The organism is Halovulum sp. GXIMD14794 (assembly GCF_054457455.1).
This window is the reverse complement of sequence record NZ_JBTLNF010000004.1, coordinates 387,636-406,075: the sequence shown is the minus strand read 5'-3', so window position 1 is coordinate 406,075 and position 18,440 is coordinate 387,636. Positions and strand designations below refer to the sequence as shown.

Below are 18,440 nucleotides of genomic sequence, written 5' to 3'. Positions count from 1 at the left end.
ATCGGCGCGGGCAAACCCTTGATAATGAGCAGCAGCGATGGAAACCGAAGTACTGGCAGCAGCCAGCGAGATTGATTTCTCGCTGCTTTCCCTGTTCCTGCGGGCAACACTCACGGTCAAGATCGTGATGATCCTGCTGATTCTGGCGTCGATCTGGTCCTGGGCAATCATCATCCAGAAACACCTGAACTTCCGCGACGCCCGCTCGCGGGCGCTTGAATTTGAGGACGCCTTCTGGTCCGGCCAGCCGCTCGACGAGGTCTACGAGGAGATCGAAGACGAGCCTGAAGGCGGTCCCGAGAAGATCTTCGTGGCCGGTATGCGCGAATGGCGCAAGTCGCACACGCTGCAGGGTGGGCTGATCGCCGGGGCGCAGGCGCGCATCGACCGGGCTATGAACATCGCAATCGCGCGCGAGCAGGACTATATCAACGCGGGGCTGGGCGTCTTGGCGACGGTCGGCTCGATTTCTCCGTTCGTGGGTCTGTTCGGAACGGTCTGGGGCATCAAGTACGCTTTCGAGGAGATCGCCATCCAGCAGTCGACCAATCTTGCCGTCGTCGCCCCCGGTATCGCCGAGGCGTTGCTGGCGACTGCGCTTGGCCTGCTGGCCGCAATCCCGGCTGTCATCTTTTACAACAAGCTTTCCTCGGACGCGGATGCCATCGCAGCGCGCTACGAGTCCTTCGCCGACGAGTTCTCGGTCATCCTGTCGCGGCAACTCGAAACGCAGGAGAGCTGAATGGGTGCCGGTGTCATGCAGCGGCGGGGCGGCGGGCGCGGTGCAGGTCGCGGCCGTCAGCGTTCGCGGCCTATAGCCGAGATCAACGTCACGCCCTTCGTGGATGTGATGCTGGTGCTGCTGATCATCTTCATGGTCGCAGCGCCCCTGCTGACCGTCGGCGTGCCGCTCGAACTGCCGGAAACCGCGGCCACGCCTCTTCAGCAGGACGAACAGGAACCGCTGACGATTGCCATGACGGCTGATGGTGCGATCACGCTGCAGAACTCGGAAGTGCCGCGCGAGCGGTTGGTGACGCTACTGACGAACGTCGCTGGCGAGCGGCAGAACGACAAGGTTTTCTTGCGCGCCGATGGCCAGGTCTCCTATTCGCAGGTTATGGAGGTCATGGGGGCACTCAACGCGGCAGGGTTCCGCAACATCGGTCTGGTGACCGATGGCGGCGGCCCGACCCTGACCGAAACGGAGTAATGGCGGAACCGCCATGCAGAAGGGCTGGATCATATCGATCTCCCTGCACCTGGTGGCTCTGGCCGCCGGGTTGTTCGCTATTCCGTATAATGACGACCGTGACCGCGACGTAAGCCGGGTAACTGAGGTATCAATCATCACCGCGCCCCAGGGCGACCGGGAACAGGCGCCGACACCGCCTGAAAACGCGCCGCAGGTGGACGAGCAGGTGGCCTCTATCGCCGCGCCGGATTTCGATCCCGATGCAGGCCCAGCGCCCGAAGCGGACCTGGCGCCGACCGAGACCGTAAAGGACGACATCGAGGATCCCTCTGCCCGCGATACTGAGGCGGATCTGACCGCCCTGCTGGAAGAAGTGGCCGAGCCCGACGTCGCGGTGGACGTGGCGGCGCCGGATGAAAGCGCGACAGCGCCGGACGCTGCGCCGCCCGCGCTGGCGATGCCCGGGGATACGGGCCTCGACAGTCGCAACGAGACGCCGCGCGGGCCGCAGATGGCCGCGCCGCCCGCACCGCGCAGCGCGCCGCGGATCGCGGACTTCCAGCCGCCCGCGCCTCCGAGCCCGCCATCGGAACGTGAGGCCGAGCCCGAGACGACGCCGGAAGAGACCGAGACCGCTGCCGCCGAGCCGGAGACTGTGGCCCAGCCTGAAGAGGCTAGCCCGGCACCACCGAGCGAGGTCGAAAGCGGCGCAGAGGAGGGCAGCGCGCTGCGCAGGTCCACCGCTCCGCGCGCACGTCCGCGCAATTTCGAGACCCAGCTTGCCGAGGCCGAGGCCGAACGCGAGCGGCAGGAGGAAGCTGCGCGTGTTGCCGCCGCCGAGCAGCGTGAGCGTGAGGAAGAGGCCGCCCGTGCCGCCGAAGAGGCGCGCCGCGAGGCTGAGGCCGCTGCTGTGGCCGAAGCCTTGGCCTCCGCCCAGGACAATCAGCAGACCGCGCCTGACTCGGACCCGATGGCTCCGCCGAGCAGCGTGACGCAGGACCTGCCGGTCGGCCCGCCGCTCACACAAGGCGAGAAGGACGCGCTGCGTCTGTCGGTACAGCGGTGCTGGAACGTACCTGCGGGCCTGCCGAATGCCACTGATTTGCGCGTCGTCGTAGCCGTGGAACTCAGCCCCAACGGGCAGATCGTCGGGCAGCCCCGGCTGATCGAGCCGGCCGATGCGAACCGGCCCGAGATCCGGGTCGCCTTCGAGGCCGCCCGTCGGGCCCTGCTTCGCTGCCAGGGCAGCGGCTACGAGCTGCCGCAAGATAAATTCGCCCAGTGGAAGAACCTCGAGGTCGCCTTCGACCCGAAAGGAATGTTGTCCAGATGGTAAGAACGTCCCTGGCCGTGATGGCCGCCGCGCTGCTGGCACTTGCACCGATCGCGCAGGCTCAGTCCGACCGCCCGCCGCTGCGCATCGAGATCACCGAAGGGGTCATCGAACCGCTGCCGATCGCGCTGCCGCAATTCGTGGCCGAGACGCCGCAGGCGCAGCAACTTGCCGCCGACATCACAGCGGTGATCGCGCGCAACCTGACTGGCTCGGGCCTGTTCCGCGAGGTGCCGCAGTCGGCGCATATCGGCCGGATCACCGATTTCAATACGCCTATCCAATACAGCGACTGGACAGCGATCAACGCCGAAGGCCTGCTGACCGGGGCGGTCTCGATGACCGGGGATGGGCGCGTCGCGGTGAAGTTCCGCTTGCACGATACGTTCGCAAACAGCGAGTTGGGCGAGGGCCAGCAGTTCGTCGGGTCGACCAACGACTGGCGGCGGATGGCGCACAAGGTCTCGGACCAGGTGTATTCGCGGCTGACCGGGGAAAGCGGCTATTTCGACAGCAAGATTGTCTTCGTGTCGGAATCCGGTCCCAAGAACGACCGCCGCAAGCGGTTGGCGGTCATGGACCAGGACGGTGCGGACGTGCGGTACCTGACCGACGACAGCTCGATCGTGTTCTCGCCGCGCTGGTCGCCCGACAACAGCCGCATCGTCTACACCTCGTATGAATCCGGTGCGCCCCGTGTCTACATGCTCGATACCCGCACGCTGCAGAAGCAGCCGTTGGCAGGCGTTTCGGGCTTCACCTCGGCCCCGCGCTTCTCGAGCGACGGGCGGCGCGTGGTCTATGCGGCGGGCGATGCGGGCAACTCGGATATCTATGTCCTGGATCTGCAGAGTGGCTCCTCCACCCGCCTGACTGACACTCCCGCGATCGAGACTGAGCCCGGCTTCTCGCCCGACGGCAGCCAGGTCGTATTCGAGAGCGACCGTGGTGGTAGCCAGCAGATCTACGTCATGCCCGTTTCGGGCGGAGAGGCGAAGCGGATCAGTTTCGGCGAGGGCCGCTACGGTACGCCGGTCTGGTCGCCGCGCGGCGACATGATCGCATTCACCAAGATGTATCAGGGTCGGTTTCATATCGGTGTAATGCGGATCGACGGCTCGGAAGAGCGGCTGCTGACCGCGAGCTTCCTCGACGAAGGACCCACCTGGGCGCCGAACGGACGGGTGATCGCCTTCTACCGCGAAACTGCGGGCGAGGCTGGGCAGGGCCGGGTTTACACCGTGGACATCACGGGCCGGAACCTGAAGGTGCTGCCGACGCCTGAAGGCGCTTCGGACCCCAGCTGGTCTTCGCTGCTGCCCTGAGGCGTACTCGGGGATCGCAGTAGGCGGATCGCGCAAAAAATGCTAGAAACCGGCGCAAGCCCCGGAACAAGGGGCCCACGCCTGGCGTAGATGGAACACTCAGAGGTGAAGCAGTGATGAAACCGACCGCACTTGTTCTCTGCGCGGCGCTGGCGCTGGGCGCCTGCTCGCAGGGGGAAAATCCCGATGCCCTGTTCGGCGGCGGCCCTGGCGGCACGGCGGGCGCTGGCGGGGTGGGCCCTTCCTCGCTGGAGGGCACCGTGATCGGGCCCGACGGGCAGCCGATCTCGGTCAACTCGGTCGATTACTTCAACCAGATCATCGGTGACCGGGTGCTGTTCCTCGTCGATCAGAGCGATCTGACCGCCGAGGCGAAAGGAATCCTCGACCAGCAGGCTCAGTGGCTGCTGGCCCGTCCGAACGTGCAGATCAATATCGAAGGCCATGCAGACGAGACCGGTACGCGAGAGTACAACTTCCGCCTGTCGGCCCGCCGTGCCAGCGCGGTGCGCGACTACCTGGTTACGCGCGGCATTCCCGATAACCGCCTGTCGACTATTCCCTTCGGCAAGGAGCGGCCGGTTGCGGTATGCTCGACCGAGTCCTGCTGGGCGCAGAACCGCCGGGCTGTGACCGTGGTCACCGGCGGGCTGGGCGTCTGAGGCTCGGGGAATAGTCAAGGAATACGGGGGTCCGAGGACCATGCGATCCATCCTCATGGCTGTATCCGGTGTCTGGCTGATGGCGGCGGTTGCCGTCGCGCAGCCGGCCCCCGACCAGCAGACACTGGCCGGCATCCGTGCCGACCTTCAGATCCTGAAGGGTCAGATCGAAAGCCTGCGGCGCGAGTTGCAGGTAGCCGACCCGGTAGCGACCGGCGTCGTAAACGCGGCGCCTCTTATTGAGCGTACCGACCTTCTGGACGAGGAAGTGCGCCGCCTGACCTCGCAGGTTGAGGCGTTGCGCTTCCGGATCGATCAGGTGGTCGCTGACGGCACCAACCGGATCGGCGATCTTGAGTTCCGCCTGACCGAGCTAGAGGGTGGCGATTTCTCGACCCTCGGCGAGACGGTGCCGCTGGGCGAGGGCAACACGAGCGCCCCGGTGCCTAGGCCGCAGACATCCGGGACCGAAAGTGCCGGGACCAGCACAGACGGCGCGGGACAGATCGATCTCGGTGCGTTGCGACCGGTGCTCCGCCCGGATCTGAGTGGTTTGGGTGGTGGAAGCGCGGTGAGCCCGGCCCCGCGTCCGGAAGCCCAATCCGCCGGACTGCCGGAACGCGAGGCAGTTGCTCCTGTTGTGCCGGCACCCGAGCCGGCAACGCCCGCACCGACGCCGCAGGTCGCGACGCTTCCCGATCCTGCATCCGGCGGGCCTCAACTGGCCGTGGCCGAGCGTGAGGACTACCAACGCGCGCTCGACGCCTTCAACAGCGGGAACTACGGGCAGGCGGCGCAGGGGTTCCAGGACTTCCTCGCGAATTATCCCGGCGGCCCGCTTGCAGGAGAAGCTGCGTTCTGGCGCGGCGAAGCGCTCGCGGCGCAGGGCGACTGGAGCAACGCAGCGCGCAGCTATCTCGACAGTTTCTCCGGCGCACCGCAGGGGTCAAAAGCACCGGAGTCGCTCTACCGGCTAGGCGTTTCGCTCGGTCGGATCGGGCAGCTGAACGAGGCTTGCCTGACCTTGTCAGAGGTAAGCCTGCGCTATCCCGGCGCCCCGTTGGACCTGATACAGAAAACCGAAAGCGAGCGCCGGGCGCTCAACTGTAACTGAGGCGGTGACGGAAGAGACACTGGCCCGACAAATCGCGGAGGCGTTGGACCCGGTCGGTTCCGCGCCGCTCGGCGTAGCGGTTTCCGGCGGCGGTGACTCTATCGCCTTGCTTGTACTGATGGCCGACCGCGCGGCCAGCCGGGGCACCGCGCTTCGGGCGGTGACAGTCGACCATGGCCTTCGTGCGGAAAGCGCAGAGGAAGCCGCTCAGGCGCGGGCAACCGCCAAGGCGCTCGGGGTACCGCACGACATCCTTCGATGGACCGGCCATCCGGAGGGTAACCTGCAAGACGCAGCCCGGCGTGCCCGCCGCAGTCTGATAGCCGGCTGGGCGAGGGAGCAACGGTTGACCCATGTCGCGCTGGCGCACACCGCGGACGATCAGGCCGAGACGGTCCTGATGCGGTTGGCCCGGGGTTCGGGTCTCTACGGATTGACCGGGATGCAGCCCAAGATCGAGGCCGAGGGGATCGTGTGGCTTCGCCCGCTTCTAAACGCTCGCCGGACGGCGCTCCGCGATCTCTTGCGGGAGCGGCGAATCCGCTGGGCCGAGGATCCCAGCAACGAGGATATGCGGTTCGACCGTGCACGATTGCGCGCGGCGATGCCGCAACTTGAAGCGATTGGCCTTTCGGTCGACCGGCTGACGGAAACCGCCGCGTCTCTCTCGCGGGCGGCACGGATCGTGCGCCGCGCGGTGGAGGCGCTGGCCCGCGATGCCGCCGACATAAGTCCTCTGGGCTACATTACGCTTGATGCGGCGAAGATGGCGGCCGCCGAGCCAGAGCTGCGGCTTCGACTTCTGGCCGAGGGGCTGCGCTGGGTTTCGGGAGCCGATTATACGCCGCGCTTGTCTGCGCTGGAGGCACTCGACCACTGGGCCATCGAAGGCGGGCTGCTGGACCGGCGAACCCTACATGGATGCATTGTCGAGAGGGGTAGGATCGGGCTGACGATCTGCCGCGAACCCGGCCGCGTCGGGCCCGAGGTAGCGGCAGGCGAGATCTGGGACGGGCGGTGGGGCACTGCGCCCGGGGAAGCCGAGTTTATGGTCTCGGCTCTGGGCGAAGACGGCATTGCAGAATTGCCCGACTGGCGCGCCTTGGGGCACCCGCGCACCGCGCTGGTGACACTTCCCGCATTTCGTAATCGGGGGGCGCTGATTGCCGCACCCTTTGCATTGCCCCGAAAACCCTGTCATTCTTGGCTGCTGACGGCGCCGGACCGGTTCATCGCTGACCTGGGGCCAGATTGAAACCTTTGCGACATCCCTTATGTGGTATCGCAAACGGGAACAGGGCGTCACCAGCGTCCGATCCGAGCGGGAGAAGCCCTCGTGGGAAATTCTAAGAACATCATCTTCTGGGTGATCATATTCGTCCTGATGCTTGCGCTGTTCAACGTGTTCAGCAACGGTGGGCCCGCGCAGTCGGCGCGGGATGTCAGCTATTCCGAGTTCCTCGACATGGTCGAGAGCGATCAGGTCACCTCGGTGAAGCTGGACGGCGAAAACGTCCTGATTTCGACCCGGGACAACCGGACGCTCCAGACCGTGCAGCCGCGCGGTGCGGACCCGCTGCCGGAACTGCGCGCCGCGGATGTGAACATCGACGTTGTCCCGCAGGAACAGTCGACCTTCATGGCGACGCTCAGCCTGTGGCTGCCGTTCCTGCTTCTGATCGGCGTGTGGATATTCTTCATGAACCGCATGCAGGGTGGCGGCAAAGGCGGCGCGATGGGCTTCGGCAAGTCCAAGGCCAAGATGCTGACCGAGAAATCGGGCAAGGTGACGTTCGACGACGTCGCCGGAATCGACGAGGCCAAGGAAGAGCTTGAAGAGATCGTCGAGTTCCTGCGCGACCCGCAAAAGTTCAGCCGTCTCGGCGGCAAGATCCCGAAAGGCGCGCTGCTGGTTGGCCCTCCGGGCACCGGTAAGACGCTGCTCGCGCGAGCCATTGCGGGCGAAGCGGGCGTTCCCTTCTTCACCATCTCGGGCTCCGACTTCGTCGAGATGTTCGTTGGTGTCGGCGCTTCCCGCGTGCGTGATATGTTCGAACAGGCGAAAAAGAACGCGCCGTGCATTGTCTTTATCGACGAGATCGATGCCGTCGGTCGCCACCGCGGCGCGGGTTATGGCGGCGGTAACGACGAGCGTGAGCAGACCCTCAACCAGCTGCTGGTCGAGATGGACGGTTTCGAGGCCAACGAAGGCGTGATCCTGCTGGCCGCGACCAACCGCCCCGACGTTCTGGACCCCGCGCTTCTGCGCCCCGGCCGGTTCGACCGCCAGGTTCAGGTGACGAACCCGGACATCAATGGCCGCAAGAAGATCCTCGAAGTGCATGCCCGCAAGGTGCCGCTTGGTCCTGACGTGGACCTGCGCATCATCGCGCGCGGTACGCCCGGCTTCTCGGGCGCAGATTTGGCGAACCTCGTGAACGAGGCTGCGCTGATGGCCGCGCGCACCGGCAAGCGCTTCGTCACGATGGAGGATTTCGAGAACGCCAAGGACAAGGTCATGATGGGCACCGAGCGGCGCTCGATGGTCATGACCGACGACGAGCGCAAGTTGACCGCCTATCACGAGGCGGGGCATGCCATCGTCGGCCTGAACGTGCCGCAGCATGACCCGATCCACAAGGCGACGATCATCCCCCGCGGCCGCGCCCTGGGTCTGGTCCTGTCGCTGCCCGAGCGGGACCAACTGTCGGTGACCAAGACCAAGTACAAGTCGCAGATCGCTATGGCGATGGGCGGCAAGGTTGCCGAGGAACTGACTTTCGGTGCCGACAATGTCACGAGCGGTGCGGCTAGCGACATTCAGCAGGTGACGCGCATCGCCCGCGCGATGGTCACGCGCTTTGGCATGTCCGAGACGCTGGGCAACATCGACTATGCGAACGAACAGTTCAGCTATCTCGGCCCGCAACAGGGTGGCGTGAACGCTGGACCGGATACGCAGGAGGCGATCGACCAGGAGGTCCGCCGGCTGGTCGATGAGGGCTACGACACCGCCAAGCGGATCCTGACCGAGAAATCCGACGATCTGCAGCGCCTCGCCGAAGGCTTGCTTGAGTACGAGACACTTACCGGCCCCGAGATCACCCGTGTGATCAATGGCGAGCCGCTGAACCGTGGTTCGGACGAAGGCTCGGATGAGGGTGGCGGCGACAAGCCGAGCGTCGCGGCGATCCCGAAGACCGGCCGGCCGCGCAAGCGCCCCGAAGGTGACGGCCCGCTGGAACCCGAGCCCAGCGCCTGACGCTAACGTGAACGCCAGCCCCCGGACCCGCAAGGTCCGGGGGTTTTCTTTTGCGCGGTCTCGGAGCCGGGAACGCAGGCGCAGGTTTCCGTTCCGAAACGGACGGTGCAACAGACGGTCGAATTTGCCCGATGTTCTGTCGGAAATCCGATACCGGAGATTGCGCAGGTAGCCCCTTATGGCGGAAACAATCCTCGGGAAGGGAGCCCTGACACCGATGGCGTACAAGACTGATATCGAGATTGCTCGCGAGGCGAACAAGAAACCGATCCAGGAGATCGGCGCCCGGCTGGGAATCCCCGAGGCCGATTTGCTGCCTTTCGGGCACGACAAGGCCAAGGTCTCGGCCGAGTTCATCGGCTCGCTTGGGGATCGGGCTGACGGAAAGCTGATCCTGGTCACCGCGATCAACCCGACCCCCGCGGGCGAGGGCAAGACCACGACGACCGTCGGGCTCGGTGACGGGCTGAACGCGATCGGCAAGAAGGCGGTGATCTGCATCCGCGAGGCCAGCCTCGGCCCATGCTTCGGCATGAAGGGCGGCGCCGCGGGCGGCGGCATGGCGCAGGTCGTCCCTATGGAAGAGATGAATCTCCATTTCACAGGTGATTTCCACGCCATCACCAGCGCTCACAACCTGCTGTCGGCGATGATCGACAACCACATCTACTGGGGCAACGAGCTTGGTATTGACCAGCGTCGTGTCGTCTGGCGGCGGGTCATGGATATGAATGACCGTGCGCTGCGGGACATCGTGACCAGCCTAGGCGGCGTCGCGAACGGCTTCCCGAGCCAGGGCGGTTTCGACATCACCGTCGCCTCGGAGGTCATGGCGATCCTGTGCCTGGCGACCGACCTGAAGGACCTGCAGACGCGTCTGGGGCGGATCATCGTCGCCTACACGCGCGACCGAGAGCCGATCTATGCGCGCGACATCAAGGCTGACGGTGCGATGACCGTGCTGCTTGCCCAGGCGATGCAACCCAACCTGGTGCAGACGCTCGAGAACAACCCGGCTTTCGTGCACGGTGGTCCGTTCGCCAATATCGCCCATGGCTGCAACAGCGTCATCGCGACCAAAACAGCGCTGAAGCTGGCGGACTACGTCGTGACCGAGGCGGGGTTTGGCGCGGACCTTGGCGCCGAGAAGTTCATGGACATCAAGTGCCGGATGGCTGATCTCGCGCCGGATGCGGTCGTGATCGTCGCGACGGTCCGCGCGATGAAGATGAACGGCGGCGTGAAGAAAGAAGACCTTGGAACCGAGAACGTAGATGCGGTCAAGAAAGGCTGCGCCAACCTCGGGCGGCACGTCGCCAACGTGCGGTCATTTGGTGTGCCGGCCGTCGTCGCGATCAACCACTTTGTCACAGATACGGATGCCGAAATCGCTGCGGTGAAGGACTACGTCGCAGGTCAGGGATCCGAGGCGATCTTGTGCCGCCACTGGGCCGAGGGAAGCGCGGGGATCCGTGATCTTGCGACTCGGGTTGCCGAACTGGCTGACAGCGGCATGTCGCAGTTCGCGCCGCTTTACCCCGACGATATGAGCCTTTTCGAGAAGATCGAAACCGTTGCGAAGCGGATCTATCGTGCTGACGAGGTGCTTGCCGACAAGAAGATCCGTGACCAGCTGCGCGCTTGGGAGGATGCAGGGTACGGGCATCTGCCGGTGTGTATGGCGAAGACGCAATACTCTTTCTCGACCGATCCGAACTTGCGCGGCGCGCCGACCGGCCACTCGGTCCCGGTGCGCGAGGTCCGGCTCTCGGCCGGTGCAGGCTTCGTCGTGGTGATCTGCGGTGAGATCATGACCATGCCGGGTCTACCCCGATTGCCCTCTGCCGAGCAGATCCGCTTCAATGACGCGGGGCAAATCGAGGGGTTGTTCTGACCACGGTTCTCCACGATCTTGCGGCGGAACCAGAATCCGGACCGATATGCCGATATACTCCGACCGCCTGAACATCGCGTACTTCCCCGTGCCGAAGATCGGATCCTCGACGATGCGTTCGGTGCTGTACGCGGTGAACAACGACCTCGACGTCTCGCAGGTCGATGCCTACCGGGCGGCGGATAAGACTACGGCCGAAATCCGCGCGCGGTCCTTCGAGGAGTCGAAAGCTGATCTGGAACGCAAGGGCCGCTCCTACCAGACCGTGGCGATCGTGCGCGAGCCGGTAAAGCGGTTCGTCTCCGGATATGTCAACAAGATCCTGAGCGGACAGTTGCGACGGCTGATGGACGGTGCGGACACCGTGAAGTCAAGCAAGCTGCCGACCGAGCCTGACCTAGATCTGTTCCTGAGGAAGTTCGACCGCTACCGGGCGAAATCCGGAATGATCAAGCGTCATTTCATGCCGATGACGTACTATTTGGGCAGTGATCTGGCTTGGTTCGACCACGTCTTTCACCTGGAGCGCTTCGACGAAGTGACCGGGTTCCTGGACCGCCGCTACGGTACGCCGATCACCTATCCGCACAAGAAGAAGAGCACCAAGGTGGACATTACGCTGACGCCGGAGCAAGAGGCACGGATCAGGCAGATCTACAGGTCCGATCTGGAATTGCTCGGGCTTGTCCGGCCGGAAGAACCGACCGTGGCCACGCGCAAGCCGCGCCTGTCCAGACTGATCGGCTTCGGCAGAACCGGTACTCAGGAGTAGCTCATGACGGCGGAAATCATTGACGGAAAGGCTTTCGCGGCCAACGTGCGCGAGCGCGTGGCGGCCGAGGTCGCGAAACTGCGGGACCAACACGGTATCCGTCCCGGTCTTGCGGTGATCCTCGTCGGCGAGGATCCGGCGAGCGAGGTCTACGTCAGCCACAAACACAAGGCGACCGTTGCCGTAGGCATGGCTTCGTTCGAACATAGGCTGCCTGCGGATACGTCCGAAGAAGACTTGTTTGCGCTGATCGACAAGCTGAATGCGGATCCGGCGGTGCATGGGATTCTCTGCCAGTTCCCGGTGCCGGACCATCTGGACGAAAGGCGTACCGTCGCCCGGATCGATCCGGCGAAGGACGTCGACGGGCTGAGTGTGACCAATGCGGGGCGTCTTGCGACCGGACTGGACGCGCTGGTCAGTTGCACGCCGTTGGGATGCCTGATGTTGCTGCGCGACCGGTTTGACAGCCTGTCCGGCCTTGAGGCGGTCGTCATTGGTCGCTCAAACCTGTTCGGCAAGCCGATGGCACAGTTGCTGCTCAGGGAGAACTGCACGGTAACCGTGGCCCACTCGCGCACACGCGACTTGCCGGAGGTCTGTCGGCGTGCCGATATCCTCGTGGCCGCAGTGGGCCGTGCCGAGATGGTCAAGGGCGACTGGGTCAAGCCGGGCGCGACGGTGATCGACGTGGGGATCACGCGCGTGCCTCACCCCGAGAAAGCCGGTAGCACGAAGCTGATCGGGGATGTGCATTTCGAAAGCGCGGCGCAGGTCGCGGGCGCGATTACGCCTGTGCCGGGCGGTGTCGGCCCCATGACCATCGCCTGTCTTTTGGCCAACACGGTGACGGCGTGCTGCCGCATCAACGGCCTGCCGGAGCCCGAGGGCCTGACCGTCTAGGCGGACTCTTCGCAGCGGCGTAGCGGAACGGCGGCGGTCTTGCTGCCGGTCAAGATGCACACGGCATCGTCTTCGAACAGGGTCTGCAACGGGCCCGAGGTGCAGCTGAGCCCGCCGGTATAGGTGCCGAAGGCAGGCAGGATCAGCCGCCGCGTGTCATGCACGAAACAGGGACGAGATATAGTGCCGGCACGCGTCGGAACGCTCATCTTCGGATGATAGTGGCCCGAGACCTCGCCCGGTTCTGTACGAGGATGGGCGATGTGGCGGAAAGTCAGCGGGCCGCGAGAAACTTCCTCCATCGCCGTGCCACCGAGGCCGGGAGCCTGAGGGTCGTGGTTGCCAAGGATCCAGATCCACCGGCGGCCCGACATCAGGGTGCTGAGTTGCCAGCGTGTCGCGTCGTCCAGTGATTCCAGCACGGTGCTATCGTCAAAACTGTCGCCCAAGCAGATCACGCTGCGCGGATCGAGTGCCGCGATCTCCCCCTCAAGCCGATCAAGCGTGGCGCGCGTCTCGTAGGGTGGCAAAAGCGCGCCGCCGCGACGAGCCAACCGTTCTGATTTTCCTAGGTGCAGGTCTGCCACACACAGAATCCCGGCATCGGCCCACCACAAGGCGCCGGAAGGCCGTGCCGACAAGGCGGCGCCACAGAGGGAAAATCGAGTGTCGGTCATGAAAATACAAAACAAGAACATAGGGGTGGATGCAAGCGCACTTCTGCGGTGTGATGCAGGGATGTCACAACTCCTGCGAAAGAAACGCCAAGCGGTTCAACCGAGGCCGGCCTCCTGCATCAGGCGCTCGGCCTCCAGTTCCAGTGCGCTCTCCTGTGCCGCACCCTTGATCGGCACCTTGCCCATCTCCAGCAGCAGTGGCGCGGCCAGCGGGGTGACATGGGGTGCGGCAACCATGTCGATCCGACCCTGAACTCTGGCCAACATTTCCTCGATCCGGCCATAGTCGACAAGGCCGCGCGCGGCCTCGGTCCTCGTGATGCGCATCAGCAGGTGGTCGGGGTCATACTTGCGCAACGTATCGTAGAGAATATCGGACGAGAACGTCGCCTGCCGCCCGGTCTTGCGGCGGCCGGGCATGTTGCGTTCGATCAGTCCGGCGATGACGGCGGCGGTGCGGAAGGTCCGTTTCATCACCGCGTTGTCGGCCAGCCAACTGTCCAGCCCCGCGCGCAGATTCTCGGGGCTGAGCAGGGGCGCCGGGTCTGTCACGCGCTCCAGTCCCCAGATCAGCAGAGCATAGTCGGTTGCGACGAAACCGATGGGGCCGAGGCCCGCCTCCTCCATCCGGCGGGTGACCAGCAGGCCGAGGGTCTGGTTGGCGTTGCGCCCGGCGAAACTGTAGAGGCAGAGATAGTTGAGCCCCGCGCGCTCGAAAGTTTCGGCGAGCAACCGGTCGGGGCGGGGCAGGGCCGAGATCTGGCTCTGCAATTCTAGCCAGTCGGCCGTATGGGTGGGAAGGTCGCGCCAGTGCGACGGATCGGAGATCAACGTGACAACCCGCGTTGCCAGTTCCACCGAGGTCGCCATCTTCACGCCCGAGAACACCGCGATAAGCGGCTTGCGGTCAGGCTTGCGCGAGACCTCGACGACCATCTCACGCAGGCCCTCGTAGCGCACGGTCTGGCCGCCGATCAGGAATGTGTCGCCGGGGGTGAGCGTGGCGGCGAAGGCTTCCTCGACCTCGCCAAGGGGGGCGCCGCCGCGGCCGCGCATGCGAACGGAAAGTGTTTCCGTCTCGACGATCGTGCCGATGTTCATGCGCAGGTTTCGGGCGGTGCGCGGGTCGCGCAGGTGCCAGCGCCCCCCGGTCTGCATGAGGCGCTGCCAGCGGTCGTAGGCCCGCAACGCATAGCCGCCGGTGGCGCAGAATTGCAGGCAGTCATCGAAATCCGTGCGGTCGAGGTCGCGGTACGGACCAGCGCCGCGCACCTCTTCGTACAGTTCTGCGGCGTCGAACGGCCCGGCGCAGGCGGTCAGCAGTATGTGTTGGCAAAGCACGTCGAGCGGACCGTCGCCGCGACCGTCGTCATCAAGGTCGCGCTCGTGCACCGCTTCCAGTGCGGCGCGGCATTCGATGACCTCGAAACGGTTTGCGGGGACCAGCAGCGCGCGAGAGGGCTCGTCGTAGCGGTGGTTGGCTCGGCCGATTCGTTGCACCAGCCGTTTGACGTTCTTCGGCGCACCGATCTGGATAACCAGATCGACATCGCCCCAGTCGATCCCAAGGTCCAGCGAGCCGGTGCAGACAATGGCCTTGAGCTGCCCCGCGACCATCGCCTGTTCGACCCGTTCGCGCGCCTCGCGCGCCAGCGAGCCATGGTGGATCGCGATCGGCAGTGCCTCGTGGTTTTCGGCCCAGAGCGCCTGGAAGAACAGCTCGGCCTGGGCGCGGGTGTTGATGAATACGAGCGTCGTGCGGGCCTCGCGGATACGCTCCATCACCGCCGCCGCAGCGTAACGCCCGCCGGCACCTGCCCATGGTGGCGGCTCGGGCGTTTCCAGCAGCGAAATGTCCGGCTCGGGACCTGGATCGGCGTGGATCACCGCGCAGGCGCCGCGCGCGGGGGCGAGGTATTCGGCGAGCCGCGGCGGGTTCTCGACGGTCGCCGACAGGCCCACTCGTCGCAGGTCTGGGCGCAGCGCCTGAAGGCGCGAAAGCCCCAGCATCAGCTGGTCGCCGCGCTTGCTTTCGGCGAGCGCGTGGATCTCATCCACGATGACACGGCGCAGGCCCGCGAAGATGCGCGGCGCATCCTCGTAGCTGAGCAGAAGCGCAAGGCTTTCGGGCGTGGTCAGCAGGATCTGCGGTGGGTCTACCCGCTGGCGGGCGCGTGCCGCCTGCCGGGTGTCGCCGGTGCGATCTTCGATGCGGATGTCGAGGCCCAGTTCATCCGCCGGGACCTGCAGGTTGCGGCGTATATCGGCGGCCAATGCCTTGAGTGGCGAGACATAGAGCGTGTGCATGCCCTTGTGCGTGGCCTCGCTCAGATCGACCAGCGTCGGAAGGAAACCCGCCAGCGTCTTGCCGCCGCCAGTTGGTGCGACCAGCAGCGTTGCAGGTTCCGCCGCCCGGTCCAGGAGTGCGAGCTGGTGAGGATGCGGAGACCAGCCGCGCGCCGCGAACCAGTTCTGGATGGGCTGCGGGAGCATGCTGTCTTAGTCGAACGGCGCAAGCCGGCTGATTGCGGCGATAATGGCGCGTGGCAACTCGACTTCTGCGTCTTCGGTCGCGGCGTCGATGGCTGCCTCTACATCCTTTTTCAGAATGCCCATCGTATTCTCGGGATCAAATCCTTCGCGTGCCCATGATATGCGGTCGAAATTGCTGCCAAACCATGTCTGTCCCGAGCTGTCGGCGAAGACCGCGCGCAATCGTTCGTCGTCGACATCCAGCGCTTTGCCGATCTCGAGAGCCGTGCGGGTGGCGGCGGTGGAACTGGCGGCGATCAGGTTGTTGAGCACCTTGGCAGTCATTCCGGCGCCGGTCCCGCCCATATGGTGGAACCTGGTGCCCATCGCCTCAAAGAGAGGCATGAGCTGTCCGATCCGGTCGCTGTCGCCGCCAAGCATGAACGTAAGTCGACGTTCGATCGCGGCGACCGGAGCGCCGGACATGGGGGCGTCGATCAGGGTGACGCTGGCGGGGAGGCGCGAGGCCAGCGACCGAGTGTAACGCGGAGACAGGGTCGAGCTAATGACAAGTGTTTCCAGCGCTGCGGCATGGGGCAGGAATGCGTCAGGTCCGAACAGGATCTGTTCGGTTTGCAATACATCCCGAACAACCGAGATCACCACCTGCCGATCCGCAAGCGCCTTGGGGTCGCTGGTCATCACCGGCATGAGCGGTCCGAACGCATCGCTCGGCCGGACATCCAGACCGATGATGTCGGCCCCTGCGTTCATGAGCGCTTCTGCCATTGGCGCGCCCATTGCGCCGCAACCGACAACTGCCGTCTTCATGATCTGCCCCACGATATCCTGCTTGTTTCGCGGCATTCTGAAAGGGTCACACCCCTGTCGCAAGCACCTGTTTAATCATGTAGGGTGATTGCTATTTTCAACACTGGGGGAAACATGTTCCGTTCAATTGCTATCGCTTCTTTCGCCCTTGCGGGGAGTGCCACTATGGGGCTTTCCCAGACTTTCGAACCTTATGGTGAAGCCGGCGGTTGGCGCGTTCTGGCAAATACCAAGATGCAGGGCTGCCTTATCGAGAAGCGCCTCGAAGACGATGTCGATCTGCAGATCGGCATCAACAAGGTTGATGCGCGCGGATACATGGCGGTCTTCGCGCCATCATCGCTCGGTCTTGTGCCTGCGGGCGGCGGCGAGATGGTCCTGGACATCGACGGCGACCTCTACACGGGAGAAGCGGTCGAAGTCGACAAGCCCGACTATGTCGGCGGGTACTTCTGGTTCAACAATCCGGATTTCATCTATAATCTGGAGAACAAGGAGGTCCTAGGACTGGTCGTGGAAACCGGGACCGTGGTCCTGGTTAACCTCGAAGGCACCAAGGCCGGGGTCGCCGCGGTGCGCCAATGCCAGGAAGAGAAGTTCGGCAGCTGATGCCTGATTGATCGAGGTCCGCCCGCCGAAGCGTGGCGGGCGGACCTTCCTTGGGCTGGTAGTCGGCCGGCCCTTATTCTTCTACGAACAGGTTTGCCCAAGCGCGATCGACAAGGTCGATGGTCATCTTGCGCTCGCGTCCTTCGTACTCGGCAATCGACAGCATCTGGTCGATCAGGAAGGGCGCATGGTAGTTCGCGAAACTGTTGCCCACCTCGGGGTAGCGGTGCTTCAGCAGATGCGTCAGCACCTCTTCGTCCGGGTTGATCTTGTACGCGCGTGAGGTCTTCACGAAGACCTTGATGAAATCCTCGCGGTTCGGGTTGTCGACCTTGATCTTGTAGTAGATGCGCCGCAGGGCCGCGCCGTCGAACATTTCGCTGGGCGCGAAGTTGGTCGAGAAGATCACCAACGTGTCGAAGGGGACCATGAATTTCTGGCCCGACTGCAGCGACAGGATGTCGAACGAGCTTTCCATCGGCACGATCCAGCGGTTGATCAGCGCCTGCGGTGGTTCGGTCTGACGGCCAAGGTCGTCGACGATGAATACGCCGCCGGTGGCCTTGAGCTGCAGCGGCGCCTGGTAGGTGCGGCTGGTCGCGTTGTAGTTCAGGTCGAGCATGTCGAGCGTCAGTTCACCGCCGGTCATCACGGTAGGGCGGCGACACAATACGTAACGGCGATCGAATTCGACATCGCTCCGGCGCAGGCTGGTTTCTTCGGCTTTCTTGGTCTTGGTCAGCGTGTGCACGATCGGGTCGTAAACCGAGATCACCTGCCCGGCGTATTCGAGGAACTGGGGTACGTAGATGTTGTCGCCCAGAGCATCGCGGATCCCGTTCGAAATCGACGACTTACCGTTGCCCGGAGGTCCGTAGAGAAGCACCGAGCGGCCGGAGTTCACCGCCGGGCCGAGCTGGTCGAGCATGCCTGCGGGCAGCACCAGATGACCCATCGAGCCTTCAAGCCGCTCCTGCGTGATCACCGCATCCGAAATCGACTGGCGGGCAGTTTGCTTCCAGTAGTCTTCCAGCGGGACGGGTAGCGGGCCATAGTATTCCGACTGCTGCAATGCGTCGAGCGCACGGGCGCGACCGCCGTCGGTCAGTTGATAGCGCAGTTCCGACGTTTGCGAGGCACCTCGCGCGCCGAGCGTTTCGATCAGGCCGTTCTCGCGGCAGATGTCGATCAGTTCCTGCGCGATGGGCGGCGTCACGCACAGCGCCGCGGCCGTGTCCGTCAGGCTGCTCAGATTCCGGCGAAAGAACGTCTTGAGCAGGATATCCCGCATGAGCACAGTCTCGAGTCCCAAATCCTCGAGCCGCAAGGGCATGGCCGGCGCTTTAACGCTGCTCGGAAGGGACGCCATATCGTTCATCTCGAACCCCGCA

16 protein-coding genes are annotated in these 18,440 nt (G+C 64.5%); 12 read left to right on the top strand and 4 right to left on the bottom strand.

Annotated elements, in window-relative coordinates; all coding sequences use genetic code 11:
* Positions 1-37: 37 nt before the first annotated feature.
* The 11 genes from tolQ (at position 38) to folD (ending at position 12,460) form a co-directional block, all read left to right on the top strand.
* Entirely contained in the window at positions 38-742 is a 705-nt protein-coding gene (gene tolQ / locus ACW9UR_RS08645; RefSeq protein ID WP_458916562.1) for a protein TolQ, read from the top strand.
* Positions 743-1,213, top strand: coding sequence for a protein TolR (gene tolR / locus ACW9UR_RS08640; protein ID WP_458916561.1), 471 nt, complete (start codon positions 743-745; stop codon positions 1,211-1,213).
* 13 nt (positions 1,214-1,226) lie between these two features.
* On the top strand, positions 1,227-2,531 hold the full coding sequence (locus ACW9UR_RS08635) for a hypothetical protein (protein WP_458916560.1): 1,305 nt from the start codon (positions 1,227-1,229) through the stop codon (positions 2,529-2,531).
* Positions 2,525-3,853 carry a Tol-Pal system beta propeller repeat protein TolB gene (tolB, locus tag ACW9UR_RS08630; protein ID WP_458916559.1) on the top strand — a complete coding sequence of 443 codons (1,329 nt, stop codon included), beginning with the start codon at positions 2,525-2,527 and terminating at the stop codon, positions 3,851-3,853. Before ACW9UR_RS08635 ends, tolB begins: the two co-directional genes overlap by 7 nt.
* A 116-nt stretch (positions 3,854-3,969) precedes the next feature.
* Positions 3,970-4,515, top strand: a complete 546-nt coding sequence (pal, locus tag ACW9UR_RS08625) for a peptidoglycan-associated lipoprotein Pal (protein WP_458916558.1) — start codon at positions 3,970-3,972, stop codon at positions 4,513-4,515.
* Positions 4,516-4,555: 40 nt separating this feature from the next.
* Positions 4,556-5,629: a tol-pal system protein YbgF gene (gene ybgF / locus ACW9UR_RS08620; protein ID WP_458916557.1), complete on the top strand. Its 1,074-nt coding sequence runs from the start codon at positions 4,556-4,558 to the stop codon at positions 5,627-5,629.
* 4 nt (positions 5,630-5,633) lie between these two features.
* A complete protein-coding gene (gene tilS, locus ACW9UR_RS08615; RefSeq protein WP_458916556.1) occupies positions 5,634-6,884 on the top strand; it encodes a tRNA lysidine(34) synthetase TilS in 1,251 nt (416 codons plus the stop codon).
* Positions 6,885-6,965: 81 nt separating this feature from the next.
* Positions 6,966-8,891, top strand: coding sequence for an ATP-dependent zinc metalloprotease FtsH (gene ftsH / locus ACW9UR_RS08610; RefSeq protein ID WP_458916555.1), 1,926 nt, complete (start codon positions 6,966-6,968; stop codon positions 8,889-8,891).
* A gap of 217 nt (positions 8,892-9,108) precedes the next feature.
* The gene (locus ACW9UR_RS08605; RefSeq protein WP_458916554.1) at positions 9,109-10,785 is read left to right on the top strand and encodes a formate--tetrahydrofolate ligase; all 1,677 of its coding nucleotides are present in this window, start codon (positions 9,109-9,111) and stop codon (positions 10,783-10,785) included.
* Positions 10,754-11,557, top strand: coding sequence for a sulfotransferase family 2 domain-containing protein (locus tag ACW9UR_RS08600; protein WP_458916553.1), 804 nt, complete (start codon positions 10,754-10,756; stop codon positions 11,555-11,557). Before ACW9UR_RS08605 ends, ACW9UR_RS08600 begins: the two co-directional genes overlap by 32 nt.
* Before the next feature lie 3 nt (positions 11,558-11,560).
* Positions 11,561-12,460: a bifunctional methylenetetrahydrofolate dehydrogenase/methenyltetrahydrofolate cyclohydrolase FolD gene (gene folD / locus ACW9UR_RS08595; RefSeq protein WP_458916552.1), complete on the top strand. Its 900-nt coding sequence runs from the start codon at positions 11,561-11,563 to the stop codon at positions 12,458-12,460.
* Here folD and pdeM read toward each other — a convergent pair.
* From pdeM to ACW9UR_RS08580, 3 genes are all read right to left on the bottom strand, one after another.
* Complete coding sequence (gene pdeM / locus ACW9UR_RS08590) at positions 12,457-13,137, bottom strand: ligase-associated DNA damage response endonuclease PdeM (protein ID WP_458916551.1); 681 nt, start codon at positions 13,135-13,137, stop codon at positions 12,457-12,459. The two genes, folD and pdeM, sit on opposite strands and share 4 nt — an antisense overlap.
* 96 nt (positions 13,138-13,233) lie before the next feature.
* A complete protein-coding gene (locus ACW9UR_RS08585; RefSeq protein ID WP_458916550.1) occupies positions 13,234-15,630 on the bottom strand; it encodes a ligase-associated DNA damage response DEXH box helicase in 2,397 nt (798 codons plus the stop codon).
* Positions 15,631-15,636: 6 nt separating this feature from the next.
* Positions 15,637-16,452 carry an NAD(P)-dependent oxidoreductase gene (locus tag ACW9UR_RS08580; RefSeq protein WP_458916549.1) on the bottom strand — a complete coding sequence of 272 codons (816 nt, stop codon included), beginning with the start codon at positions 16,450-16,452 and terminating at the stop codon, positions 15,637-15,639.
* 153 nt (positions 16,453-16,605) lie between these two features.
* Here ACW9UR_RS08580 and ACW9UR_RS08575 point away from each other — a divergent pair, with 153 nt between their 5' ends.
* Positions 16,606-17,049 (top strand): hypothetical protein, encoded by a 444-nt coding sequence (locus tag ACW9UR_RS08575; protein WP_458916548.1) that lies wholly within the window; start codon positions 16,606-16,608, stop codon positions 17,047-17,049.
* Positions 17,050-17,122: 73 nt separating this feature from the next.
* Here the strand turns inward: ACW9UR_RS08575 and ACW9UR_RS08570 are convergent, their stop codons facing one another.
* Complete coding sequence (locus ACW9UR_RS08570) at positions 17,123-18,382, bottom strand: ATPase (RefSeq protein WP_458916547.1); 1,260 nt, start codon at positions 18,380-18,382, stop codon at positions 17,123-17,125.
* Positions 18,383-18,440: the final 58 nt, after the last annotated feature.